At 60.4% G+C, this 21,973-nt stretch carries 26 protein-coding genes; 10 read left to right on the forward strand and 16 right to left on the reverse strand.

The annotated features are described in order from the left end of the window. Positions 1-73 precede the first annotated feature (73 nt). A complete protein-coding gene (locus ACQRAX_RS05670; RefSeq protein ID WP_412038037.1) occupies positions 74-1,009 on the reverse strand; it encodes an aspartyl/asparaginyl beta-hydroxylase domain-containing protein in 936 nt (311 codons plus the stop codon). Positions 1,010-1,171: 162 nt separating this feature from the next. Continuing rightward, positions 1,172-2,146, reverse strand: a complete 975-nt coding sequence (cysK, locus tag ACQRAX_RS05675) for a cysteine synthase A (RefSeq protein WP_412038036.1) — start codon at positions 2,144-2,146, stop codon at positions 1,172-1,174. A 132-nt stretch (positions 2,147-2,278) separates the two neighbouring features. Here cysK and ACQRAX_RS05680 point away from each other — a divergent pair, with 132 nt between their 5' ends. The 3 genes from ACQRAX_RS05680 (at position 2,279) to ACQRAX_RS05690 (ending at position 5,532) form a co-directional block, all read left to right on the forward strand. Continuing rightward, positions 2,279-3,352, forward strand: coding sequence for a DUF748 domain-containing protein (locus ACQRAX_RS05680; protein ID WP_412038035.1), 1,074 nt, complete (start codon positions 2,279-2,281; stop codon positions 3,350-3,352). Between the two features lie 138 nt (positions 3,353-3,490). Then, the gene (locus tag ACQRAX_RS05685; protein ID WP_028943141.1) at positions 3,491-4,336 is read left to right on the forward strand and encodes an AAA family ATPase; all 846 of its coding nucleotides are present in this window, start codon (positions 3,491-3,493) and stop codon (positions 4,334-4,336) included. Positions 4,337-4,353: 17 nt separating this feature from the next. Next, positions 4,354-5,532 carry a vWA domain-containing protein gene (locus tag ACQRAX_RS05690; RefSeq protein ID WP_412038034.1) on the forward strand — a complete coding sequence of 393 codons (1,179 nt, stop codon included), beginning with the start codon at positions 4,354-4,356 and terminating at the stop codon, positions 5,530-5,532. Positions 5,533-5,583: 51 nt separating this feature from the next. Here ACQRAX_RS05690 and ACQRAX_RS05695 read toward each other — a convergent pair whose 3' ends face one another. From ACQRAX_RS05695 to ACQRAX_RS05710, 4 genes are read right to left on the reverse strand one after another with little or no spacing between them, the layout of a single operon-like run. Next, positions 5,584-6,501: a biotin-dependent carboxyltransferase family protein gene (locus tag ACQRAX_RS05695; protein ID WP_412038033.1), complete on the reverse strand. Its 918-nt coding sequence runs from the start codon at positions 6,499-6,501 to the stop codon at positions 5,584-5,586. After that, positions 6,498-7,202, reverse strand: coding sequence for a 5-oxoprolinase subunit PxpB (gene pxpB, locus ACQRAX_RS05700; RefSeq protein ID WP_412038032.1), 705 nt, complete (start codon positions 7,200-7,202; stop codon positions 6,498-6,500). The genes ACQRAX_RS05695 and pxpB overlap by 4 nt, the downstream gene beginning before the upstream one ends. Continuing rightward, on the reverse strand, positions 7,199-7,951 hold the full coding sequence (locus tag ACQRAX_RS05705; protein WP_412038031.1) for a 5-oxoprolinase subunit PxpA: 753 nt from the start codon (positions 7,949-7,951) through the stop codon (positions 7,199-7,201). Before ACQRAX_RS05705 ends, pxpB begins: the two co-directional genes overlap by 4 nt. Before the next feature lie 25 nt (positions 7,952-7,976). Continuing rightward, on the reverse strand, positions 7,977-9,263 hold the full coding sequence (locus ACQRAX_RS05710; protein WP_412038030.1) for an MFS transporter: 1,287 nt from the start codon (positions 9,261-9,263) through the stop codon (positions 7,977-7,979). Positions 9,264-9,405: 142 nt separating this feature from the next. Between ACQRAX_RS05710 and ACQRAX_RS05715 the strand changes: the two genes are divergently transcribed. Beyond that, entirely contained in the window at positions 9,406-10,317 is a 912-nt protein-coding gene (locus ACQRAX_RS05715) for a LysR family transcriptional regulator (RefSeq protein ID WP_412038029.1), read from the forward strand. On the opposite strand, the gene ACQRAX_RS05720 is transcribed toward ACQRAX_RS05715, so the two are convergent. The 3 genes from ACQRAX_RS05720 to ACQRAX_RS05730 are packed head-to-tail and all read right to left on the reverse strand — an operon-like array spanning position 10,314 to position 12,134. After that, complete coding sequence (locus ACQRAX_RS05720) at positions 10,314-10,835, reverse strand: DUF2937 family protein (RefSeq protein ID WP_412038028.1); 522 nt, start codon at positions 10,833-10,835, stop codon at positions 10,314-10,316. The genes ACQRAX_RS05715 and ACQRAX_RS05720 overlap by 4 nt on opposite strands. Positions 10,836-10,845: 10 nt before the next feature. Next, complete coding sequence (locus tag ACQRAX_RS05725; protein ID WP_412038027.1) at positions 10,846-11,619, reverse strand: class II glutamine amidotransferase; 774 nt, start codon at positions 11,617-11,619, stop codon at positions 10,846-10,848. Between the two features lie 23 nt (positions 11,620-11,642). Continuing rightward, positions 11,643-12,134, reverse strand: a complete 492-nt coding sequence (locus tag ACQRAX_RS05730; protein ID WP_412038026.1) for an MFS transporter — start codon at positions 12,132-12,134, stop codon at positions 11,643-11,645. A gap of 84 nt (positions 12,135-12,218) precedes the next feature. Between ACQRAX_RS05730 and ACQRAX_RS05735 the strand changes: the two genes are divergently transcribed. Both ACQRAX_RS05735 and ACQRAX_RS05740 read left to right on the forward strand, forming a co-directional pair. Beyond that, a complete protein-coding gene (locus tag ACQRAX_RS05735) occupies positions 12,219-14,270 on the forward strand; it encodes a S9 family peptidase (RefSeq protein WP_412038025.1) in 2,052 nt (683 codons plus the stop codon). Between the two features lie 149 nt (positions 14,271-14,419). Beyond that, on the forward strand, positions 14,420-14,890 hold the full coding sequence (locus ACQRAX_RS05740) for a cyclic nucleotide-binding domain-containing protein (RefSeq protein ID WP_412038024.1): 471 nt from the start codon (positions 14,420-14,422) through the stop codon (positions 14,888-14,890). On the opposite strand, the gene ACQRAX_RS05745 is transcribed toward ACQRAX_RS05740, so the two are convergent. Then, entirely contained in the window at positions 14,887-15,165 is a 279-nt protein-coding gene (locus ACQRAX_RS05745; RefSeq protein WP_412038023.1) for a hypothetical protein, read from the reverse strand. The two genes, ACQRAX_RS05740 and ACQRAX_RS05745, sit on opposite strands and share 4 nt — an antisense overlap. Positions 15,166-15,291: 126 nt before the next feature. Here ACQRAX_RS05745 and ACQRAX_RS05750 point away from each other — a divergent pair, with 126 nt between their 5' ends. From ACQRAX_RS05750 to ACQRAX_RS05760, 3 genes are all read left to right on the forward strand, one after another. Next, on the forward strand, positions 15,292-15,663 hold the full coding sequence (locus tag ACQRAX_RS05750; RefSeq protein ID WP_412038022.1) for a YajD family HNH nuclease: 372 nt from the start codon (positions 15,292-15,294) through the stop codon (positions 15,661-15,663). 73 nt (positions 15,664-15,736) lie between these two features. After that, positions 15,737-16,207, forward strand: a complete 471-nt coding sequence (locus ACQRAX_RS05755; RefSeq protein WP_412038021.1) for an RNA methyltransferase — start codon at positions 15,737-15,739, stop codon at positions 16,205-16,207. Between the two features lie 66 nt (positions 16,208-16,273). Continuing rightward, entirely contained in the window at positions 16,274-16,633 is a 360-nt protein-coding gene (locus tag ACQRAX_RS05760; RefSeq protein ID WP_412038020.1) for a YgaP family membrane protein, read from the forward strand. Here the strand turns inward: ACQRAX_RS05760 and ACQRAX_RS05765 are convergent. Both ACQRAX_RS05765 and ACQRAX_RS05770 read right to left on the reverse strand, forming a co-directional pair. After that, a complete protein-coding gene (locus ACQRAX_RS05765) occupies positions 16,630-17,844 on the reverse strand; it encodes a hypothetical protein (RefSeq protein WP_412038428.1) in 1,215 nt (404 codons plus the stop codon). The two genes, ACQRAX_RS05760 and ACQRAX_RS05765, sit on opposite strands and share 4 nt — an antisense overlap. Positions 17,845-17,899: 55 nt before the next feature. After that, positions 17,900-18,349: a YcgN family cysteine cluster protein gene (locus ACQRAX_RS05770; RefSeq protein ID WP_045187644.1), complete on the reverse strand. Its 450-nt coding sequence runs from the start codon at positions 18,347-18,349 to the stop codon at positions 17,900-17,902. Between the two features lie 147 nt (positions 18,350-18,496). Between ACQRAX_RS05770 and ACQRAX_RS05775 the strand changes: the two genes are divergently transcribed. Beyond that, positions 18,497-19,090, forward strand: a complete 594-nt coding sequence (locus ACQRAX_RS05775; RefSeq protein WP_412038019.1) for a nitroreductase family protein — start codon at positions 18,497-18,499, stop codon at positions 19,088-19,090. A gap of 105 nt (positions 19,091-19,195) precedes the next feature. Here ACQRAX_RS05775 and ACQRAX_RS05780 read toward each other — a convergent pair whose 3' ends face one another. The 4 genes from ACQRAX_RS05780 to ACQRAX_RS05795 form a co-directional block, all read right to left on the reverse strand. Beyond that, a complete protein-coding gene (locus ACQRAX_RS05780; RefSeq protein ID WP_412038018.1) occupies positions 19,196-20,128 on the reverse strand; it encodes a D-2-hydroxyacid dehydrogenase in 933 nt (310 codons plus the stop codon). Positions 20,129-20,145: 17 nt separating this feature from the next. After that, positions 20,146-20,439: a YcgL domain-containing protein gene (locus ACQRAX_RS05785; protein WP_045187650.1), complete on the reverse strand. Its 294-nt coding sequence runs from the start codon at positions 20,437-20,439 to the stop codon at positions 20,146-20,148. Beyond that, positions 20,436-21,569 (reverse strand): ribonuclease D, encoded by a 1,134-nt coding sequence (gene rnd / locus ACQRAX_RS05790; protein WP_412038017.1) that lies wholly within the window; start codon positions 21,567-21,569, stop codon positions 20,436-20,438. The genes ACQRAX_RS05785 and rnd overlap by 4 nt, the downstream gene beginning before the upstream one ends. A gap of 96 nt (positions 21,570-21,665) precedes the next feature. Further along, positions 21,666-21,872, reverse strand: a complete 207-nt coding sequence (locus ACQRAX_RS05795; protein WP_427867732.1) for a phosphoethanolamine transferase domain-containing protein — start codon at positions 21,870-21,872, stop codon at positions 21,666-21,668. Between the last annotated feature and the right edge of the window lie 101 nt (positions 21,873-21,973).

A 21,973-nucleotide genomic window follows, 5' to 3' on the forward strand; every position in this document is an offset into this window, starting at 1 on the left:
CTGGCAAGTCAGTTCAGTGGGATTCACCCGGGCACCGGTCCGCCACCCCGGTGAATCCGCTACAACGATGTGATCAAAACAACCAGCGATACAACAAATAAGCCACCACCACCGCCAGCACCGGACGCAACACCCGGTAAGCCTTGGGATTGGCACGCTTGAACTGCTTGACCTGGCTACTGATGACATTGCTGAAGCGCTTGCTCCAGGCATAGGCCTGGTTGATCCCGCCAACCCGTTCATCATCGGTGTTCTGCGGCGCCGTAGCGCGGCCAAGGAAAGCACTGATCTTACGGTTGAAACGGGTCATCAACGGGCTGTTGAGTGGACGCTCGACGTCGCAGAACAGAATCACCCGGGTGGTCTCGGTTTCGTTCTTCACCCAGTGCACATAGGTTTCATCGAACATCACGTCGTCACCGTCGCGCCAGGCATATGCCTGACCATCGACATAAATCCGGCAGTTGTCAGAGTTCGGCGTCGACAGACCCAGGTGATAACGCAGGGAACCGCCGAAGGGATCACGGTGCGGGTTGAGGTGGCTGCCACCGGGCAGCAGGGCGAACATCGCGCCTTTGACGTTGGGGATGCTGTTAACCAGCTCGACAGTCTTGGGGCAGAGTGCTTCGGCCGACGGCAAGGCTTTGTCGTACCACTTCAGGTAGAAGCGCTTCCAGCCCTTCTTGAAGAACGAACCAAAGCCGGCATCGTTGTCTTTCTCGGCGGCGCGAATGTAGCCCTCGTCGAACAGGTGCATGGCCTCTTCGCGGATCACTTGCCAGTTGTCTTTGAGCACATCGAGCTCAGGAAAACGCTGGCGATCCAGGTAAGGTTTGGACGGCACCCCGGAGAACAGGTACATCAACGCGTTATAGGGGGCGAACAGCGCCGAGTGGTTGACGAACTGACGCAACATTGGCAACCGCGCCTTGCCGCGCAGGTGCACGTACAGGGTACTGCCGAAAAACAGCAGCAATACACTTGCCTTGGCGACAAAGGAAAAGCTCATGCAACACTCCTTGAAATCAAGATTCGGCAATCTATGCCTGTTTACGTGGCCATCATAAACGGATACGGCCGGTGCAAAAATATCCGCTAACAGTATTCAGTGTTAAGGATTGTGCAATAAACCCCGGCGCAAAAAATTGCCCCGGGTCAGCCTCGAAACGCTTTACTGCTGGTTCTCCTGCTCGGTGAACAGGTCCGCAAAGAGCATGCTCGACAGGTAACGCTCACCGGAGTCCGGGAGGATGACGACGATGGTCTTACCCTGCATTTCGGGTTTTTCCGCCAGGCGCACGGCCGCCGCCATGGCCGCCCCCGAGGAGATCCCGCAGAGAATGCCCTCTTCTTGCATCAAGCGCAGGGCCATGCTTTTGGATTCGTCATCGCTGACCAGTTCGACCTGATCGACCATGGCCAGATCAAGGTTCTTCGGTACAAAACCGGCGCCAATACCCTGGATCTTGTGTGGGCTGGGTTTGAGCTCTTCACCGGCGCGGGCCTGTGTGATCACCGGTGAGGTGATTGGCTCGACTGCTACCGAAAGAATCGCCTTGCCCTGCGTCAGCTTGATATAGCGTGAGATGCCGGTAATGGTGCCGCCGGTACCGACACCGGCGACCAGTACATCGACCGCACCATCGGTATCGTTCCAGATTTCCGGACCGGTGGTTTTCTCATGGATTGCCGGGTTGGCCGGATTCTCGAACTGGCCGGGCAAGTAGTGGCGCGACGGGTCACTGGCGACAATTTCATTGGCCTTTTCGATCGCGCCTTTCATGCCCTTGGCAGGGTCGGTCAGCACCAGTTCGGCGCCCAAGGCCTTGAGTACCTTGCGCCGTTCGATGCTCATCGAGGCCGGCATGGTCAGCAGCAATTTATAGCCACGGGCCGCAGCAACGAAGGCCAAGCCAATACCGGTGTTGCCCGACGTCGGCTCGACAATGGTCATGCCGGTCTTGAGCTTACCGCTGCTTTCGGCGTCCCAGATCATATTCGCGCCGATCCGGCACTTGACCGAATAGCCTGGGTTGCGCCCTTCGGTCTTGGCCAGGATGGTGACCCCACGCGGGGCAATGCGGTTGATCTGCACCAGCGGCGTGTTGCCGATGGAATGCGCGTTGTCAGCATAGATACGGCTCATAGCGGGGGTCCTTTTATGCACCGGGTGGAAAACTTCAAGGGTAAGCCTGCAGCGCCAGTGCGTCCACATCCGGCGAAACCCCTGGTGCCAACCGGGGTCAACCGATCACCAACGTACCGGGAACCACTGCCGATGAAACGTCGCTACCGCTGGCCTTTATGGGGATTGTTGAGCATTGTCCTGTTGCTGCTGGCACTGCACTTGGCCTTGCCGGTAATGGTGCGCAACTACCTCAATGACAAGCTTGCCGACATGGGTGACTACCGCGGCCAGGTTACCGACGTCGACCTGGCCTTGTGGCGCGGTGCTTACACAATCAACGGCCTGAACATCGTCAAGACCACCGGCAAGGTGCCGGTGCCTTTTCTGCAGGCACCCGTGATCGACCTCTCCGTCAGTTGGCATGCGCTGTGGTATGACCATGCAGTGGTGGCCGAAGTAGTGTTCGTACGCCCCGAACTGAACTTCGTCGATGGCGCCAGCAAGCAGAGCTCGCAAACCGGTCAGGGCACTGACTGGCGCCAGCAGCTGGATAAACTGCTGCCCATTACCCTAAACGAAGTACGCATTGATAACGGCACCCTGACCTTTCGTAACTTCAATTCGAAACCGCCGGTCAATCTCAAAGCCAGCCAACTCCAGGCCAGCATCCGTAACCTGACCAATGTCGAGGACCTCAAAGGCCGCCGCGATGCGCGCTTTGAGGGCAAGGCGCTGCTGTTGGGTGATGCCCAAGTGCAAAGCAGTGCCACCTTCGACCCCTTCAGCGATTTCGATGACTTTCAGTTTCGCCTGCGTGCCACCGGCATCGAGCTTCGTCGGCTCAATGATTTTGCCAGCGCCTACGGCAAATTCGACTTCAATGCTGGCCACGGCGACCTGGTGATCGAAGCCGAGGCGCAAAAAGGCCGACTCACAGGCTATATCAAACCGTTGCTGCGCGATGTCGATGTGTTCAACTGGCAGCAGGACGTGCAGGAAGAGGACAAGGGCTTTTTCCGTTCGATCTGGGAAGCGCTGGTCGGCGGTGGCGAGACGGTGCTGAAAAACCAGCGCAAGAATCAGTTCGCCACCCGCGTGGAGCTCAGTGGCAGCGTGCATAAAAGTGATATCAGTGCGTTTGAAGCGTTCCTGCAAATTCTGCGCAACGGTTTTATCCAGGCGTTCAATGCCCGCTATGAGCAACCGCCGCCCAAGTCTGACTGAACAACGCTGTAATGGCCGATTCAGAGACTGAATGAGTCGCCTGCGTTCCCAGTCGCCCGGGCCCCGCGTTATAGTCAGGCATAACAATTTTTCCGTCGGGGAGCCCTGTACCCCGGCGCTACGTTAGAGGATCGGTTCATGAAGTTCGAAGGCACCCGCGCATACGTCGCCACAGACGACCTGAAACTGGCGGTCAACGCGGCGATCACCCTGGAACGGCCGTTGCTGGTCAAAGGCGAACCGGGTACCGGCAAGACCATGCTCGCCGAACAGCTCGCCGAATCCTTTGGCGCCAAGCTGATCACCTGGCACATCAAATCGACCACCAAGGCCCACCAAGGTCTGTATGAATACGATGCGGTCAGCCGCCTGCGGGATTCGCAGTTGGGCGTGGACAAAGTCCACGACGTGCGTAATTACCTGAAGAAAGGCAAGCTTTGGGAGGCGTTTGAGTCTGAAGAGCGGGTAATTCTGCTGATCGACGAAATCGACAAGGCCGACATCGAGTTCCCCAACGACCTGTTGCAGGAACTGGACAAGATGGAGTTCTACGTTTACGAGACCGACGAGACGATCAAGGCCAAGCAGCGCCCGATCATCATCATTACCTCGAACAACGAAAAAGAACTGCCAGACGCCTTCCTGCGCCGCTGCTTCTTCCACTACATCGCCTTCCCGGATCGCGACACCCTGCAGAAGATCGTCGACGTGCACTACCCCAACATCAAGAAGGACCTGGTCAGCGAAGCGCTGGACGTGTTCTTCGACGTGCGCAAGGTGCCAGGCCTGAAGAAAAAGCCGTCTACCTCCGAGCTGGTCGACTGGCTCAAGCTGCTGATGGCCGACAATATTGGCGAAGCGGTGCTGCGTGAGCGCGATCCGACCAAAGCCATCCCGCCTTTGGCCGGTGCGCTGGTGAAGAACGAACAAGATGTGCAATTGCTCGAGCGCCTGGCCTTCATGAGCCGTCGCGGTAACCGCTGACTCAGAGGGCAATTGCCATGTTGCTCAACCTGTTCAATGAAATGCGTGCCGCCAAGGTGCCGGTGTCGGTGCGTGAGTTGCTGGATTTGCTCAATGCCCTCAAGCAGCGGGTCACCTTCGCCGACATGGACGAGTTCTACTACCTGTCGCGGGCAATCCTGGTCAAGGACGAACGGCACTTCGACAAGTTCGACCGCGCCTTCTCCGCCTACTTCAACGGCCTGGAGAACCTCAATCAGCACCTGGAAGCCTTGATTCCGGAAGACTGGCTGCGCAAGGAATTCGAACGCTCGTTGACCGATGAGGAGCGCGCCCAGATTCAATCCCTGGGCGGTCTGGACAAGCTGATCGAAGCGTTCAAGAAGCGCCTGGAAGAACAGAAGGAACGCCATGCCGGCGGCAACAAGTGGATCGGCACTGGTGGCACCAGCCCGTTCGGCTCAGGCGGTTTCAACCCGGAAGGCATTCGCATCGGTGATGCCGGCAAGCGTCAGGGCAAGGCGGTCAAGGTCTGGGACCAGCGCGAATACAAAAACCTCGACGACCAGGTCGAACTGGGCACGCGCAACATCAAGCTGGCCCTGCGCCGCTTGCGCAAATTCGCGCGCCAGGGCGCGGCCGAAGAGCTGGACATCGATGGCACCATTGACCACACCGCCCGTGACGCTGGCCTGCTCAACATCCAGATGCGTCCGGAGCGACGCAACAGCGTCAAGTTGCTGTTGCTGTTCGACATCGGCGGCTCGATGGACGCTCACGTACGGATCTGCGAAGAGCTGTTCTCGGCGTGCAAGACCGAGTTCAAGCACCTGGAGTATTACTACTTCCACAACTTCGTGTATGAGTCGGTATGGAAGAACAACATGCGCCGAACCTCCGAGCGCACCTCGACCATGGACCTGCTGCACAAATACGGCGCTGATTACAAAGTGGTGTTCGTTGGCGATGCGGCCATGGCGCCCTACGAAATCACCCAGCCGGGCGGTAGCGTCGAGCACTGGAACGAAGAAGCCGGCTACGTGTGGATGCAGCGCTTCATGGAGAAGTACAAAAAACTTATCTGGATCAACCCGTACCCCAAGGACACCTGGGGCTATACCGCTTCGACCAACATCGTTCGCGAATTGGTCGAGGACCGGATGTTTCCACTGACCTTACGTGGGTTGGAAGAAGGGATGCGCTTTTTGTCCAAGTAAGCTTGAGGCCGCTGAGCGGCCCATCGCCAGCCTTGCCGGCGATGGGCCCTGTCAGCCAACAAATCGCTGCAGAAAATCCCGCTGCTCGCTCCACGCCAATTCCTGCACCACCGGCCTGAACCTGACCACACTCCCGGGCAACATCTGCGCCAGACGCGCCAAGGCCAGCGGCGTCAAAGCTCCCAGACGCGGATAGCCACCAATGGTCTGGCGATCATTGAGCAGCACGATCGGTTGCCCGTCCGGCGGCACCTGTACCGCCCCCAGCGGAATGCCTTCAGAAATCATCGGCGCCCCCTGGTACTGCAAGGCCGGCCCGAGCAAACGCATCCCCATACGGTCGGCACGGCTGTCCAGGGTCCATTCACGGTTGAACGCTTCGAACAAGCTAGTACCACTGAAATCGCCGATCTGCGCACCCAGCACCAGGTCCAGACTGTGGTTGCTGAAGTCCGGACGCAACGAAGACGGTACTTCGCGCCCGCCAGACCACTGGCGGCTGTAACTCAATTGCTGGCCTTTGGCCAAAGGCGAACCCAAGCCATCAAGCCCACCCAGCGCTTCACGCGCGACACTGGCGCAACTGCCCAATACCTGCGGCGCATCGAAACCGCCAGGCGCAGCCAGATAAGCACGGGCACCTTGCAACGGCTGGTTCAGACGCAGCCGCTGGCCCCTGTTCAGGGTGAAGCTGGACCACGGCTTGAGCGGCTCACCGTCGATACGCGCATCCAGATCAGCACCGGCCAGGGCCAGACAGCAGTCCTGTTCAGCCACCAGGCTAAAACCGCCCAGGGTAATCTCCACCACTGCAGCATCGTCGGCGTTGCCCAGCAGCCAATTAGCCCAGCGCATCGACACCCAGTCCAGCGCCCCGCCCTGGGTCACACCCAAATGGCGTACCCCAAAACGCCCAGCGTCTTGCAACAGGCACAGCGGTGTACTGGCCTCAATTGACAAGCGACTCATGCCAAGGCCTCCAGCGGAGTATCGTCGCCGCCCAGACTGATGAAAGTGGCGTGATCCACAGCCACGAAACGGACCCGATCACCCGGCTGCAACAAGCTATAGCCGTCGCGCTGGCGATCAAAGAGCTTGCTAGGGGTGCGGCCGATCAGATTCCAGCCCCCTGGTGATACTGCCGGATACGCTGCAGTCTGGCGCTCGGCGATGCCAACACTGCCAGCAGCCACGCGTTTGCGCGGTGTGGCCAGACGCGGTGTGGCCAGCGCTTCTTCGACCAGGCCCATGAAGGCAAAGCCGGGGGCGAACCCCAGGGCGAACACCTGATACTCACGCTCACTGTGGCGGCGAATGATATCGGCCACCGAGGTGCGACAACGCTCAGCCAACAGACTCAATTCTGGCCCGACACTGAGGTCATACCACACTGGAATTTCGTGCTGACGCCCGCCTCTGCCGTTATCCGGCTGCAAATTTTCCAGGGCCTCGCGAATCAGGGTTCGGGCCTGGTCTGGCGACAACTGCAGCAAGTCGAAATGCACCATCACCGTGGTGTAGGACGGCACCAGATCCAGCAGATGCTCGTTGAACACCGCACGCAACCGCTGACTGGCGGCCAGCATCCAGGGCATGTGGGCTTCATCGATGGCGTCAAACAGGCGCACCATCAGGCAATCGATGGCCACCGTTTCAATCCGGTAGTTCATGACAGCACCAGCGCATCAAGGGCCTGACGAATCTGCTGCACGGCGGCCACCGAACTGTCATTGTCGCCATGCACGCACAGGGTCTGGGCTTGCAGGCGCAGTTCACTGCCATCCACCGCAATCAGCGGCTCACCACGGGCCAGGCGCAGGGCCTGGTCGACGATCCGCGCCGGGTCGTGATGCACTGCACCTGGCAGGCGTCGCGATACCAGGTGACCGGCAGCGTCGTAGGCACGGTCGGCGAAGGCTTCGAACCACAAGCTGATGCCGTACTCGTCCCCGAGGGCCTGGGCAACGCGGTTGTCGGCGGTGGCCATGAGCATCAGCGGCAGCCCACGGTCATAGCTGGCCACCGCTTCCAGTACCGCACGCAACTTGAGCGGGTCAGCCATCATGTCGTTGTACAGCGCGCCATGGGGTTTGACGTAGGCAACCCGTGCCCCTTGGCTGCGGCAGATACCATCCAGAGCACCTATCTGGTAATGCAGCAGGTCACGGATTTCCTCGGCGCTACAGGCCATTGAGCGCCGGCCGAAACCCGCCAGGTCCTGGTAAGCCGGATGGGCACCGATGCGCACGTTGTTGGCGATGGCCAAGGCAACGGTCTGGCGCATGATGCCGGGATCGCCAGCATGGAAACCACAGGCGATGTTGGCGCAATCAACAAAAGGCATGACCTGGGCATCCAGGCCCATGGTCCAGCTGCCAAAACTCTCACCCATATCGCAATTCAGTAGCAGGCGGCTCACGGCTGTCACTCCTTCAGGCTCGGTCTTAGCGGGCTTCAAGTTCTTTACCGCGGGTTTCCGGGAGGCTCAGGGCTGCCAGAATTACCACCCCGTAGGACACCGCGGCAAATGCGCCGATACCCAGGCCGAGCGGAATCTTCTGGCTGAGCATACCGATCAGCAGCGGAAAGAACGCCGCCAGGGCACGGCCGATGTTGTAGCAGAAGCCCTGCCCCGAGCCACGAATGCGGGTGGGGAACAATTCAGTGAGGAACGCACCCATGCCGCTGAAAATACCCGAAGCGAAAAAGCCCAGGGGGAAGCCCAGCCAAAGCATCACGCCATCACTGACCTGCATCTGGGTATACAGCAGAACAATGATGAACGAGCCCACGGCGAACAGAATGAAGTTCTTTTTGCGCCCCAACAGGTCGGTGAGGTACGCGCTGATTACATAGCCGATGTAAGAACCGAAAATCACCATTGCCAGGTAGCCGCCGGTGCCGAGCACACTCAGCCCGCGTTCGTTTTTCAGAAAGGTCGGCAGCCAGGAGGTGATGGCGTAGTAACCGCCCAGGGCACCGGTGGTCAGCAGCGATGCGCGGATCGTAGTGAAGAGCATGCCGGGCGCGAAGATTTCATAGAAGTGCGACGGCGCCTCGGTTTTTTCTGCAGCCTTGGCCAGGCGGTAAACTTCCGGGTCCTTGACCAGGCGACGAACGAAAATCACGAACACCGCCGGCACGATTCCCAGCAGGAACAAGGCGCGCCAGGCGTCTTCAGGCGGCAGCAAGGTGAACAGCACAGCGTAGAGAATCGCCGTCAGGCCCCAGCCAATGGCCCAGCCAGACTGCACCATGCCCACCGCCTTGCCGCGATCCTTGGCGCGGATCACCTCACCGATGAGTACGGCACCGGCAGTCCATTCACCACCGAAGCCAAACCCCATCAGGGTGCGGGCGATCAACAGTTGCTCGTAGTTCTGGGCAAAGCCGCAAAGGAAGGTGAAAAAGGCAAACCACAACACCGTCAGTTGCAGGGTACGCACGCGGCCGATACGGTCGGAGAGGATACCGGCGATCCAGCCACCCAGGGCCGATGCAATCAGGGTGCTGGTGTGAATCAGGCCGGCTTCGGCGGTGGTGATACCCCACAGGGCAATCAGGGTGGGAATGACGAAGCTGAGCATCTGGGTGTCCATGCCATCCAGGCCGTAGCCGATCTTGCAGCTCCAGAAAGTCCGTCGTTCCTGTTTGTTGATGTTGCGGTACCAGTCGAAAGGTCCCGCCACTGAACTGGATTTGACCTGTTGCTGCACGCCCGATGGGTTCATGGTTGCCTCAGCTTGTTGGTATTGTTTTAAAGGCGGCGATCTTCGTCGCAACCGGACTGTCATTTTTCGACGCCGACGTATCGTCGTCCAACGAGAAAAACCAGCGGTCTGGGATAAGAAAAAATTGATCAGTGAGCGTGCCATGAACCTCAAGTTCCTCGAAACTTTCGTCTGGGTCGCCCGGCTCAAGAGCTTTCGCCTGACCGCCGAAAAGCTCTTCACCACCCAGGCCTCGATCTCCAGCCGTATCGCTGCGCTGGAGGCTGACCTGGGGGTAAAACTGCTGCTGCGCGACTCACGCGGCGTCAGCCTGACCCCCGAAGGCAGCAAGGTGCTTGAGTTTGCCGAACAGATGCTCGACACCGCCAAGGCCCTCAAGCAGTCGCTGGACAGTGACCGGGCGAAAGTCGGTCGGGTGCGCCTGGGGGTAATGGACACGGTCATCCATACCTGGATGAGCCCGCTGGTCTCGGAACTGATGGAACGCTACCCACAAGTTGAAATCGAGATTGTCGCCGATACTGCGCTTAATTTGCGCGAACAGCTGCAAAAAGGGTTTCTTGACGTTATCTTGCAAACCGACCTGCTTCGCCAGGAATCGATTCGCAGCCTGGACCTGGCGCGCTACCCGATGGGCTGGATCGTCGCCACCCAGTCGATCTACAACCGTGACTATGCCTCACTTGCCGAGCTTGCCCGCGAGCGTATCGTGACCTTTTCAAAGAACTCCCGACCGCATCAGGAAGTGCTCAGCCTGCTCCAGGCTGAAGGGGTCAGCGCACCGCGCCTTAACTGCGTCAACTCGGTGGCAGCGATCACCCGCTTGCTGCGTGATGGCTTCGGTATTGGTGCCCTGCCGCCAGCTCTGGTCAGCGAGGAACTGGCCAGGGGTGAACTGACCCAGCTGCCACTGATACAACAACCGCCGAGCCTGGAACTGGTGGTGGCTTGGCAGACCGGGGTCGAGTTGGTCGATGAAGTGGTAGCGCTGTGTCGCAATGTGCTCGAACGCTATGCCAGCAACGCTGGGCCACAGCGGATCAAGCTGGTTTAGCGCCAGCTCTCGATCACCGCTTTGCGCCGCCCGCCGAGCACCACCCAGCCGATCAGCAGCAACAGGCTTTCCACCAGCAGCGCCAACAACAAGGCACAACTCAGCCCCCAGGCCAGGGCCTCGGGGGCCAGAAGGACCTGGTAGCTGTAGCCTTTGAGGGTTTCTTCGCGCAGCTGACTGTCGGCGCTCACCAGCACATGCCAGGTCCGCTGCAGCCAAGGGCCCTGAAGCATCTGCCACTCGTGCTCGAACAGACGATTGCGGATCAACAGGCTCTCGATGCTGTTGGCATCACTGTTAAACACCGGATCGTCGCTGCTGCGGTAGTGGCGGACCAAAGCCTGCAGATCCCCCTTGAAGAAACGCTGGGCAGTGGCTTCGAAGCCTTTGAGCCCCTCACGGGACTCCAGCAGATGTGCTTCGACGCGCTGGCTGTAGTCATTGATCAGGCCTGGGACCTGCACCCCTACCAACAAACCAAAGGTAAACAGCAGCAACCGCAGGTAACTTCTGAACATGGACTATCCCTTAGCGTTGTCCTTGGGCGATGCATTCACCACGACGCCACAGCGCCCACTGGCCGGGCTCGTAGCGCTGCCAGGTTTCGTTTTCGGTCAGCGCTTCGGTGGCGATCACCGTGACCACGTCGTTAGGAGTGGTTTCGGCCTGGAAGTCGACGATCATATCGACATCCTTGAGCCGCGCCGGCCCGAACGGTGCGCGTCGGGTGATGTGTACAAGCTTGCTCGAACAGAAGCAGAACAGCCAGTCACCATCACTGAGCAAGCAGTTGAAAACGCCCTTGCCACGGTATTCAGCGCACGCGTCGACCAGCACCGGCAGGAGCATCTCGACCTCGACCGGTTCCGGAAACGCCTCGCGTATGCGGTTGAGCACGTCGCAGAAGGCCGCTTCGCTGTCGGTATCACCAATGGGCCGATAGAACGTGGCCTGGCCCTTGAACTCCCCCAACTGACCGTTGTGCGCAAAGCACCAGTTACGGCCCCACAGTTCACGCACAAACGGGTGCGTGTTGGACAGGCAGACTTGACCGACATTGGCCTGGCGAATGTGGCCGATGACCACTTCGCTCTTGATCGGGTAGCGCTGGACCAGGTTGGCCACTTCCGAATCACAGCTGGCTGCCGGGTCCTGAAACAGACGCAGGCCACGCCCTTCGTAAAAGCCGATGCCCCAGCCATCGCGGTGCGGCCCGGTGCGTCCGCCACGTTGCATCAGCCCGGTAAAGCTGAAAACGATGTCGGTCGGCACATTGGCGCTCATGCCCAATAGTTCACACATGCGTGGCTGCTCCCGGGCAAAGACTACAAGCGCGGTTCGACCCGCGGACGGTTGCCACCCAGTGGCGCTTCGGGCGGGTTGCGATAGCGGTCGCGGCTGTCGGCGGTAAACCCTGGCGCATCCGCCCGGGCCTCTTCAGCGTCCCGCTTGGCGGCTGCCTCAGCCTGCTCACGGCGGGCTCTGGCACGCTTTTGCACGGGCCAGCGCAAGAGCACGAACAGCCCGTACAGGGCGAAGGCGATCATGCCGTACATGGCCAGGTCGGCGGCGGCGCGCAAGGCGTTGTTACCCACTTTGAACAACAGGTCGAGGGCGACAATGGCAATCGCCGGGGCGAATTTGTCTTTGACCGGATCAATGATGGTCGGGGTCAACAGCAATACTGCCATCACCACCCGCAGCGGTTCGCGCAGCCAGCGCCACATCCAGCGGGTCAGGCGAAAGCCCACCGCCAGGCACCCCAGGGCGGCCAGGGCGTAGAGGCCCCAGGCAAGCAGATAGTCGTTCTCGGTCATGGTGTCCGTGGCAAGCTAAGCAAATAGACGCTTATGATAAACACATTTCAGCGCGCAGGCGCCCCCCAGCCAAGAGATCCCCGAATGTCCGCAGACGCCAACGCTCCCCGCGCCCCGATTGCCCACAAGGCTGGAGGCGCCGATCCTTATGCCTGGCTTCAGGAACGCGACACGCCCGAAGTGATTGATTACCTGAATGCCGAGAACGCCTATCAGCAAGCGCAACTGGCTGACCAGGCCGAGCTGCGCGAGCAACTGTTCGAAGAGATCAAAGGGCGGATCCTGGAAACCGATCTGTCGCTGCCTTCGCCCTGGGGCCCGTACCTGTACTACAGCCGCACCACCGCTGGCGAAGAGTACCCGCGACATTACCGTTGCCCGCGTCCGGCGGATGACTCGAACACTGTCGACGAAAGCCAGGAAGAGTTGCTGCTCGATCCCAACCAGTTGGCCAACGGCGGCTTTCTCTCGCTCGGTGCTTTCAACGTCAGCCCCGACCATCAGCGCCTGGCGTACAGCCTCGATACCAGCGGCGATGAAATCTACACCCTGTACGTCAAAGAACTGACCAGCGGCGCGATCGAACAACTGCCGTTCGAAGATTCCGACGGCAGCATGACCTGGGCCAATGACAGCCAAACCCTGTTCTTCGCTGAACTGGACGACACCCACCGACCGCACAAATTGCTGCGCCATCGCCTTGGTCGCGAAGGCTGCCAGGAGGTTTTCGAAGAACCCGATGGGCGCTTCTTCCTGCACTGCTACCGGGCCAGCTCCGAACGCCAACTGATCCTGCTGCTCAACAGCAAGACCACCAGCGAAGCCTGGGTGCTCGACGCCGAACAGCCCGACGGCGATTTCACCTGCCTGGCACCCCGCGTCGAAGGCCACGAATACTTCCCTGACCACGGCCAGCTCGACGGCCACTGGCGCTGGTTCATCCGCAGCAACCAGGACGGCATCAACTTCGCCCTGTACCAGGCCGCTGCTGAACACGTACCGACCCGCGCCCAGTGGCAACTGCTGGTGCCCCATCGCGACGACATCATGCTCGAAGGCTTGAGCCTGAATGCCAGTGCCTTGAGCCTGAGCCTGCGTGAAGGCGGTCTGCCGATCATCGAAGTCCACCCTCACGGGCTTACGCCTTATCGCGTCGAGTTACCCGATGCAGCCTACAGCCTGTACGTGCAGGACAGCCTGGAGTTTGCCAGCACGCGCATTCGCCTGCGCTACCAGGCCTTGAATCGCCCGGCCCAGGTGCGCCAACTGGAACTGGCCGATGGCAGCCAACAGGTGCTCAAGGAAACCCCGGTGCTCGGCCCCTTCGACCCCGACGTCTACGTCAGCCAGCGCCTGTGGGCCACTGCCAGTGACGGCACACAAGTACCGATCAGCCTGGTGCAACGCCGCAGCGACCTGGGCAAACCGGTGCCACTGTACCTTTATGGCTACGGCGCCTATGGCGAAAGCCTCGACCCGTGGTTCTCGCATGCCCGCCTGAGCCTGCTCGATCGTGGCGTGGCCTTCGCCATTGCTCATGTACGTGGTGGCGGTGAGCTGGGTGAAGCCTGGTATCGCGCAGGCAAGCAGGAGCACAAACACAACACCTTCAGCGACTTCACTGCCTGCGCCGAGCACCTGATCGCTCAGGGCGTGACCAGTGCCGAGCAGTTGGCGATCAGTGGTGGCAGCGCTGGCGGCCTGCTGATCGGTGCAGTACTCAACCAGCGCCCAGAGCTGTTCAAGGCGGCGATTGCCGAGGTGCCGTTCGTCGATGTACTCAACACCATGCTCGATCCGGAGCTGCCGCTGACCATCACCGAATATGACGAATGGGGCAATCCGCAAGAGCCTGAGGTGTATGAGCGGATCAAGGCCTACGCGCCCTACGAGAACGTCAAGGCCCAGGCCTACCCAGCCTTGCTGGTGGTCGCCGGTTACAACGACAGCCGCGTGCAGTATTGGGAAGCGGCCAAATGGGTGGCCAAGCTGCGGGTGACCAAGACTGACGACAACCTGTTACTGCTCAAAACCGAAATGGACGCCGGCCACGGCGGCATGAGCGGGCGCTATCAAGGGCTGCGCGATGTGGCGCTGGAATATGCTTTTGTCTTTAAAGTGCTGGGGCTGGCGTAAATCGAAAAATTTGTTGTCTGATCCATCGATTCGCCGGCAACGCCGGCTCCTACGGGGTAGGCAACCTGCGTAGGAGCCGGCGTTACCGGCGATGGGCCGCAACATGGCCCCAAAACCAGACACCACAAATCAACAAGAAACGACCGCACATGCCCGAACCGACTCATCTGAACAACGAAATCCGCGACATGCTCATGGACTGCGGGCTATTCGACCAACTGCAACCTGGCGACTTCCAGCACGCTGCCGGTTACTTCAGCATTGCCACCTTGAGCACTGGCGAAGCAATCTTCGCTGAAGGCGATGCTGGCACCTTCATGTGCATCATCCACCACGGTGTGGTCTCGGTGCGCAAAGCCGACTGCGAACAGCGCCAGGTGGAAATCGCCACCCTGCGCAAAGGCCGTGCTTTCGGGGAAATGGCCGTGCTCGACGGCGAACGGCGCTCGGCCAGCTGCGTGGCCGCCAGCGACTGCCAGTTGCTGAGCCTGGGCAAGGACTCACTGGAAAAGATGATCAACGACGCGCCGAAAATCGCCGCCAAGATCATCCGCGCCTTGGCCGTGGCGCTGTCACGCCGCTTGCGCATGCAGGACGGCCAGCGCCTGGCTCAGGTCTAGTCCGTTATCGCCCTGCCCTTGCCCTCCTCGGGTGTCAGCCCCGGCAAGGGTTGGTCCCTGGGTGGTGCGGGCACCGGCATGGACGGCAGCAGCGGCGAACCCGGGCGTGCATCACCGGCGCGCGGTGGCGTGCTGGGGGTGATTTGCGGGTAAGGCGTTGGCGTCGCCGTACCCGGTGCACCCGGCACCGGGGCAATTGGCCGCGGCTGCAGGTCGGCAGCCTGGGTGGTTTGCACACTGGCGAAGATCAGCAAGGCAACAGTCAGGCAGCGCATCAGCAGACTCCTTGAAACACCTTCTCACAGGCTACTCCCAAGCGTAGCGGTTTGCCTGTCCGAATGGCCCGTCATCAGGCTAAACTTCAAGGCATAACCGTACCAAGCCCGAGAAAAGGTAATCCCATGAGTTCGCCATCTTCCGCCGCCGCCACCGCACGGCTTGACCGTATCCTTGCCGACGCCAAGCGCGACAAGGAGATGGGCTACCGCGACAAAGCCCTGCGTATGTACCCGCACGTCTGCGGCCGTTGCGCCCGCGAATTCGCCGGCAAGCGCCTGAGTGAGCTGACCGTGCACCACCGTGACCACAACCACGACAATAACCCCCAGGACGGTTCCAACTGGGAGTTGCTGTGCCTGTACTGCCACGATAACGAGCACTCCCGCTACACCGACCAGCAGTACTTCAGCGAAGGCTCCACCAGCAGCCCGACCATCGCCAAGGCCACGCATAACCCGTTCGCCGGGCTGGCCGGTATGCTGAAAAAAGACTGAGCGCAATCCCCCGCCCCACAGCTGCCGGCAAGCCCGTATAATCGCCTTCTTTATATGCGAAGGGCCCCGGCACGTGGCGAACAAACGGTACAGCTGCATTGGTCTGTTCAACCCCAAGTCAGCAGAGAACGTCGGTTCAGTGATGCGCGCAGCGGGTTGCTACGGCGTCAACTCGGTGTTCTACAGCGGTAAGCGCTATGAGCGCGCCCGCGATTTCGTCACTGATACCAAACGGGTGCACTACGACATTCCGCTGATAGGTATCGACGACCTGCAAAAGATCATCCCCCTGGGCTGCACGCCGGTAGCGGTTGAGCTGATCGACGGTGCCCGAGCGTTGCCCGAATACACCCACCCGGACCGCGCCATCTACATCTTCGGCCCAGAAGACGGCTCTCTGGACCCAAGCGTGCGGGCCTGGTGCGAAGAGACCATCTATATTCCGACCAACGGCTGCATGAACCTCGCCGCCACCGTCAACGTGGTGCTCTACGACCGTCTGGCCAAGGGTTTGAACACCCGCTCCGGGCCGAAATTCAAGTAATCCGAAGGAACAGTCCCGCAACTACGGCGGTCTGCTGGATATCATCGCCCTCACTGGAGAATGACCATGTCCGCAAACAAGACGTTAATTCCTGCTCTGCAAGACAAGCCCGAACACAACGTGCGGGGTTGGGAACGCGCCACGTCCGTGGCCGGCGGGGTAATCATGGTCGGCAAGGGTATGCGTCGCGGCGGGCTGTTCGGCCTGATTCAAGTGGCCATTGGCGGTGTCGCCCTGGCGCGTGGTATCACTGGCCACAGTTCGCTGAAAAGCCTCCTGGAGCGTGGCCGCAGTGACATCGACCAGTTGCGCTCAACCCTTGAGCGCAACGGCGCAGAACTGCAAGCGCTCAAGGCCAGTGCCGACGCCGCTACCCGCAGCGCCACGGTTACCGGCAACGACTCGCTGGACAACCCGACGCCTTAACGCAGCAACTTGCTCGCCAGCACCTCGGACTCACGGCCTAGCACACTTTCGCTGAGCTGAATGAACTCGGCGGTGCTGACACCGTTCAGGCGCATCAGCGCGCGGGTGACGTCATCGAGTGAGCGCTGATTATGAGAGTGCAGGCGAAGTTCCTTATCCAAGGCCTGCAATAGCAGCACACCACGCGCAGTCACTGCACTGTCAACCTGTTCACCACGCAGGCTGGTGACCTTGGCGCCGCGCTGCTCCAACCCGGCTTGCAAGGCCTGATAGCGCTCTTCAGTGATGCCGCCGGCACGGCGCAGCAGCTCAATGGCGTAGTATTCGTTGATGCTTTCAGAGATCCAGTCGCTGGCCTCTCGGTCATTGACCTGGGCAAAGACCTGTACCAGTTCACGCAGCAACGGGCTCAAGCCGTTTTCACTGACCAGCGGCCGGCTGCTATGCAGGTAAATCGAGTTGTGCCCGGCGCGGGTACCGCGCCATAGCTGCTCCCGTGCACCGACCAGCAGCAGCTTTGCCGGGTTGCGTGGGAACACCGCCTGCAGTTGCGGCCAGACGAAGGTCAGCAAGGTCAGGTTATCCATGCGCCGCATGCCCTGGCCCAGCGGCGCGGCGACGCTGACTTCAGTCTCGCCAAGGCGCGCACGCCGGGTGCCAATGGTGCCGGCAATCATCCAGCCGGTGGGGCGATCGAACAGCCGCGAGACGTTGTCGATGCGAAAGCGCTGCTTGCCAATACGCGGCCAGGGCGTCTCGACGCTTTTCCAGCCGTTGGGCAGTTCGAAACTCAGGCGCGCCACCAGCTCAATGCCGTCCTGCTGATCCAGACGCGCCGGGGGCACCAGGTCGTCACCGCGAAACAATGCCCAGTCCGGGGTCATATGCGTTGCATAGCTGCCATTGCTCAGGCGCTGCGCCAGACGCACGCGGTAAGTCAACTGGCTCTTGCCGGCCGCCGGTTGCCAACGTCCACGCAGGCCATCGCTTTGCACCTGCCATTGGCCGTCGGCTTTGAAGTCGCTGTAGACACCTACGCTGCCTAAGTCAAAATCCAGGCTGCGCACCGCGCTCCCTTCGGCCAGGGTCAGGCGTACCTCGGCTTGCTCGCTTTGCGGCAGGAGGTGGACGTGATAATCCAGATTGACCTTCTTCGCCCAAGCCGGTGAACTGGCTAACAGGCCCAGGACCAACAGCCAATGACAACGCACACGCATGCAGAAACTCCTTGTTCCTTTAACGCGATACCCGGCAAGCCTGTACGGCTCAGCCAGCGCGGAAAATCAGATAATCTTCCCAGTCGTCTTCGTCCACGCTGTTCTCGCTCAACATGCGCCCGGACTGGGAAATACGCTGTTTATGCACCTGCTCGCGGTCGCCACAGACCAAATGGTGCCAGCTGGGCAGATCCTTGCCCTCGCTGACCAGGCGATAACCGCAGGTGGTCGGCAACCATTTGAACTGGTCGGCCTTGCCCGGCGTCAGCTGGATGCAATCAGGCACCCACTTGAGCCGGTTCGGGTAGTCGCTGCACTGACAGGTGTTCAGGTCCAGCAGTTTGCAAGCGATACGCGTGTAATAGACGCTGTTGTCATCTTCGTCTTCGAGCTTTTGCAGGCAGCACAGGCCACAGCCGTCACACAGCGACTCCCATTCCTGGTGGTCGAGCTGTTCGAGGGTCTTACGCTTCCAGAAAGCGTCGGCGCTGGCAATCATGTAACGGGTGTCCTGTTCAAAAGAGGCGCCGCAGGGCGGCGGCGCCAGTCTAGGGCGAGTCTTGCGCCAATACCAGACCGCTTGTCAGTGGCAGTACGACACAGTAGTTTTACCGACGGTCCCTCATCACCCTTTCAGGAACTCGCCATGAGTGCTAATCCTCGCGTTGCCGAACATGCCATTGACGAACAGTTCATCAAGCGCTGGTCGCCACGTGCCTTCACCAACGAACCAATCAGCGAAGCCACCTTGCTGAGCTTCCTTGAAGCCGCACGCTGGGCCCCTTCGGCCTACAACTCGCAGCCATGGCGGTTTCTTTACGCCCGCCGCGACACGCCGAACTGGGAGCGCTACCTGGGCCTGCTCAACGAATTCAACCGCAGTTGGGCGCAACATGCGGCGGCGCTGGTGATCGTCATCTCCAAGACCACCTTTGCCGCGCCTGGCAGCAGCGAAGAGAAGCCTGCCCTGTGGCACACCTTCGACACCGGTTCCGCCTGGGGCCACCTGGCCCTGCAAGCGAGCATCAGCGGTTGGCACACCCATGGCATGGCCGGTTTCGATCAGGAACTGACCCGCAAAGAGCTGAAAATTCCTGAAGGCTACGCCCTGCATGCCGTGGTAGCGATCGGCAAACTGGGTGACAAGGCCAGCCTGGCTGAAGCGTTGCAGGCCCGTGAAGAACCTAGCCCGCGCCGTTCGCTGAGCGAACTGGCGGCTGAAGGTGATTTCACCCTGTAGGCGCTCACGCTTTCAGCGCTCAAGCTGCAAGCTGCAAGAAATGGCGTGCACAGATCCGAAATCCGCCGCCACTTGCACCTTGTAGCTTATAGCTTGCAGCTACCGTCAATACCCGCGCTGGAAATCCACTTCCCCGCGCAACGCGTCACCCGCCTGATACGCCCGCAAATTCTCGCCAAACAAGCGCACCATCGCCGCAGGCGACGTCGGTGCCGAGCTGTGCCCGGTCAACAGCAAACCCCAGGCGGTCCAAAACGGATGACGCGCCGGCAGCGGCTCCTGGCGGCAGACATCAATCACCGCACCGGCAAGATGACCAAGTTTCAAGGCCTCAACCAGGTCGCCATCGACCACCGCCACGCCTCGCCCGGCGTTGATGAACAGTGCCTCGGGATTGAACCGGGCAAACATCGCGGCATCGTACAGGTCGTGAGTGGCCGGGGTATCCGGAAGCAGGTTGACCACGTAATCGACTTCGCCAACCAGACGTCCCAGGTCGCTCATGGCCGCCACTTCGATAAAAGGAGCCTGTTCACGGGCCTGACTGGCGATGCCGTAGAGCTTGACGCCAAACGGCAGGAGAAACTCAGCAACCCGCTGACCAATATCACCGGTACCGACGATCAATACCCGACGCCCTTCCAGGCTACGCCCAGGGCGGTCATCCCACTTGCGTTCGACCTGGCTGACCAGGCGCGCCATCACTTCCCGTTCGTGACCCAGCAGGTAGGTCAGGACGTATTCGGCCATTACCTGGCCGAAGATGCCTACTGCACGGGTCAGGCGATAGTCACGCTGCAGGCCGTCCGCCAGCAGTGGGGTGATTCCCGCCCAGGTTGACTGTAACCATTGGGGCTGGTGCCCCTGGCGCAGCAGGGTTGCCAGCAGGTCCGGCTGACCTAGCCATACTGGACATTGAGCAGCTTGCTCGGCCAATACCGCCGAGTCGCCGCTCGTCAGGACTTCAAGCTCCGGTGCCGCCTCGCGCAGCAGGCGAGCGTAGAGGGCATGATCCTGTTCCGCGATCAAAACACGCATGTTCTTACAACCTTGACTCATACCGGGTCGTTACGACGCAACAGCTCTTCGGGCAGATGCTCGATGTACTCATCCTCGACCGGCGGCATCTGCAGGTGATAACCCTGCTGCTCGAGGTTTTCCAGGACCTTGGCAATGTCTTCGCGAGCCAGCTGACGCTCCGGGGTGAGGACCAGGTCAAAGGCGTGTACCGGCTTGCCGAAGAACGGCAGCAGCGCCTCAGGAACGCGCTCCAGGCCGTCGGCCTTGAGTACGTACAGGTACATTTCGTTCTTGCGTGGGCTCTTGTAGATCGAGCAGATGCGTTTCATTTCAGTTCTCCAGCGCTAGCCAGGCAATCGAGCAGCGCCTGCCCCATCCGTTCACGGCGCCAACCGCGCAACGCATCGGGGAGTTGATAAGGTCCGGACGGGTAGCCGCTCTTGAGCAGCAATTCGAGGATTTTCTTGCGCAACATCAGCTCCGGGGCGATGTTCAGGCGTTCGGCCTCGGCCTGGCCGATGGCACGCAATTGCTTGAGCAGCGCCGACGCCTCGATTGGCAATGGCTCGGGCACCGCCGGCGGCCATTGCGCCGCTGGCAGGCTGGCGGCCTGCTTGATCAGCTCAAGCAGGAACTCACCGTCCTGACGGAGGGTGCGCGGATGCATGTCTTCGATCTTCGCCAGCGCCGCGAGCGTCTGCGGCTGGGTCTTGGCGATCGGCCACAGGGCATTCTCGCGCAGGATGCGGTTACGCGGCAGGTCACGCGCACGCGCTTCACGCTCGCGCCAGGCGCACAGCTCACGCAGTACCGCCAACTGTGCCCGTGACAGCTTCCAAGCCAGTTTGGCGTCGCGGTACAACTCACGAGGGTCGATTTCGCGGCGCAACTGGGCTACCAGTTCGGCACCATCTTCCAGCACCCAGGCATTTTTCTCATCAGACAGTTGCGGACGCAGGCGCTCGTAGAGCTCTGCCAGGTGCACGGCATCTTCGGCGGCGTAACTGACCTGGGTTTCCGACAGCGGGCGCTGCAGCCAGTCAGAACGGGTTTCGCCCTTGGGCAGCTCGATAGCGAGCACTTCCTGGACCAGACGCGAATAGCCCATGGAGAAACCCAGGTTCAGGTAGCCGGCAGCCAGCTGGGTGTCGAACAGCGGTGCGGGCAGGCTGCCGGTCAGGCGCGAGAGCACTTCAAGGTCTTCGCTGCAGGCATGCAGGACTTTGATTACTTGGGTGTCTTCAAGCAATTCGGCCAACGGCTGCCAGTTGTCGATGCGCAGGGGATCGATCAAATAGGCACAGGCTCCGACACCGACCTGGATTAACCCGGCAATCGGATAAAACGTATCCACCCGCATGAACTCGGTGTCGACGGCCACGAAGGGCAGCTGGCGCCACTGCTGGCAATGTTCGGCCAGGCTGCTGTCGTCGCAAATCCAGTGTATTTCGATGGCCACAAGGCTCTCCCACAAACAATGGCGCGCAGTATATACGCCGCAGGCCATTGCCGGGAAACCGCTCGACCGCTATCTCTGCCTGGCCTGAGCGTTGTTTCAATATTGAGCCCGTACCGGGCGACAGCTGGCAAAGGGCGTAGCCGCCGCGCCAATCTGTTCGCCGACGTAACGGAAGGAGGCGCCAATTACATTGCTCGGCACCAGCATCAGACGAATCTCATGATGATTGCAAAGCAGCGAGGCCAGGCCTTGGTAACTCATAAAATGCGTAGCACCAGCGCTGACCAGAAACAGTGCAATCAGTCAGAGTGCCGTTACGACATTGTCTTTTGACCAGGCGAACACTAAGTAGAAGCGCATCAATTTTTTGTGAAAAAGACGCCAACCTTTAGCCGATCGGCGTC

Origin of the sequence: Pseudomonas sp. UM16, assembly GCF_050312595.1 — a bacterium.
Lineage (GTDB): Bacteria > Pseudomonadota > Gammaproteobacteria > Pseudomonadales > Pseudomonadaceae > Aquipseudomonas.

Bases quoted from the DNA above. Each gene is read 5' to 3' on its own strand.
- ACQRAX_RS05670 (WP_412038037.1), bottom strand. From the start codon at position 1,009: ATGAGCTTTTCCTTTGTCGCCAAGGCAAGTGTATTGCTGCTGTTTTTC.
- cysK (WP_412038036.1), bottom strand. From the start codon at position 2,146: ATGAGCCGTATCTATGCTGACAACGCGCATTCCATCGGCAACACGCCG.
- ACQRAX_RS05680 (WP_412038035.1), top strand. From the start codon at position 2,279: ATGAAACGTCGCTACCGCTGGCCTTTATGGGGATTGTTGAGCATTGTC.
- ACQRAX_RS05685 (WP_028943141.1), top strand. From the start codon at position 3,491: ATGAAGTTCGAAGGCACCCGCGCATACGTCGCCACAGACGACCTGAAA.
- ACQRAX_RS05690 (WP_412038034.1), top strand. From the start codon at position 4,354: ATGTTGCTCAACCTGTTCAATGAAATGCGTGCCGCCAAGGTGCCGGTG.
- ACQRAX_RS05695 (WP_412038033.1), bottom strand. From the start codon at position 6,501: ATGAGTCGCTTGTCAATTGAGGCCAGTACACCGCTGTGCCTGTTGCAA.
- pxpB (WP_412038032.1), bottom strand. From the start codon at position 7,202: ATGAACTACCGGATTGAAACGGTGGCCATCGATTGCCTGATGGTGCGC.
- ACQRAX_RS05710 (WP_412038030.1), bottom strand. From the start codon at position 9,263: ATGAACCCATCGGGCGTGCAGCAACAGGTCAAATCCAGTTCAGTGGCG.
- ACQRAX_RS05715 (WP_412038029.1), top strand. From the start codon at position 9,406: ATGAACCTCAAGTTCCTCGAAACTTTCGTCTGGGTCGCCCGGCTCAAG.
- ACQRAX_RS05720 (WP_412038028.1), bottom strand. From the start codon at position 10,835: ATGTTCAGAAGTTACCTGCGGTTGCTGCTGTTTACCTTTGGTTTGTTG.
- ACQRAX_RS05725 (WP_412038027.1), bottom strand. From the start codon at position 11,619: ATGTGTGAACTATTGGGCATGAGCGCCAATGTGCCGACCGACATCGTT.
- ACQRAX_RS05730 (WP_412038026.1), bottom strand. From the start codon at position 12,134: ATGACCGAGAACGACTATCTGCTTGCCTGGGGCCTCTACGCCCTGGCC.
- ACQRAX_RS05735 (WP_412038025.1), top strand. From the start codon at position 12,219: ATGTCCGCAGACGCCAACGCTCCCCGCGCCCCGATTGCCCACAAGGCT.
- ACQRAX_RS05740 (WP_412038024.1), top strand. From the start codon at position 14,420: ATGCCCGAACCGACTCATCTGAACAACGAAATCCGCGACATGCTCATG.
- ACQRAX_RS05745 (WP_412038023.1), bottom strand. From the start codon at position 15,165: ATGCGCTGCCTGACTGTTGCCTTGCTGATCTTCGCCAGTGTGCAAACC.
- ACQRAX_RS05750 (WP_412038022.1), top strand. From the start codon at position 15,292: ATGAGTTCGCCATCTTCCGCCGCCGCCACCGCACGGCTTGACCGTATC.
- ACQRAX_RS05760 (WP_412038020.1), top strand. From the start codon at position 16,274: ATGTCCGCAAACAAGACGTTAATTCCTGCTCTGCAAGACAAGCCCGAA.
- ACQRAX_RS05770 (WP_045187644.1), bottom strand. From the start codon at position 18,349: ATGATTGCCAGCGCCGACGCTTTCTGGAAGCGTAAGACCCTCGAACAG.
- ACQRAX_RS05775 (WP_412038019.1), top strand. From the start codon at position 18,497: ATGAGTGCTAATCCTCGCGTTGCCGAACATGCCATTGACGAACAGTTC.
- ACQRAX_RS05780 (WP_412038018.1), bottom strand. From the start codon at position 20,128: ATGCGTGTTTTGATCGCGGAACAGGATCATGCCCTCTACGCTCGCCTG.
- ACQRAX_RS05785 (WP_045187650.1), bottom strand. From the start codon at position 20,439: ATGAAACGCATCTGCTCGATCTACAAGAGCCCACGCAAGAACGAAATG.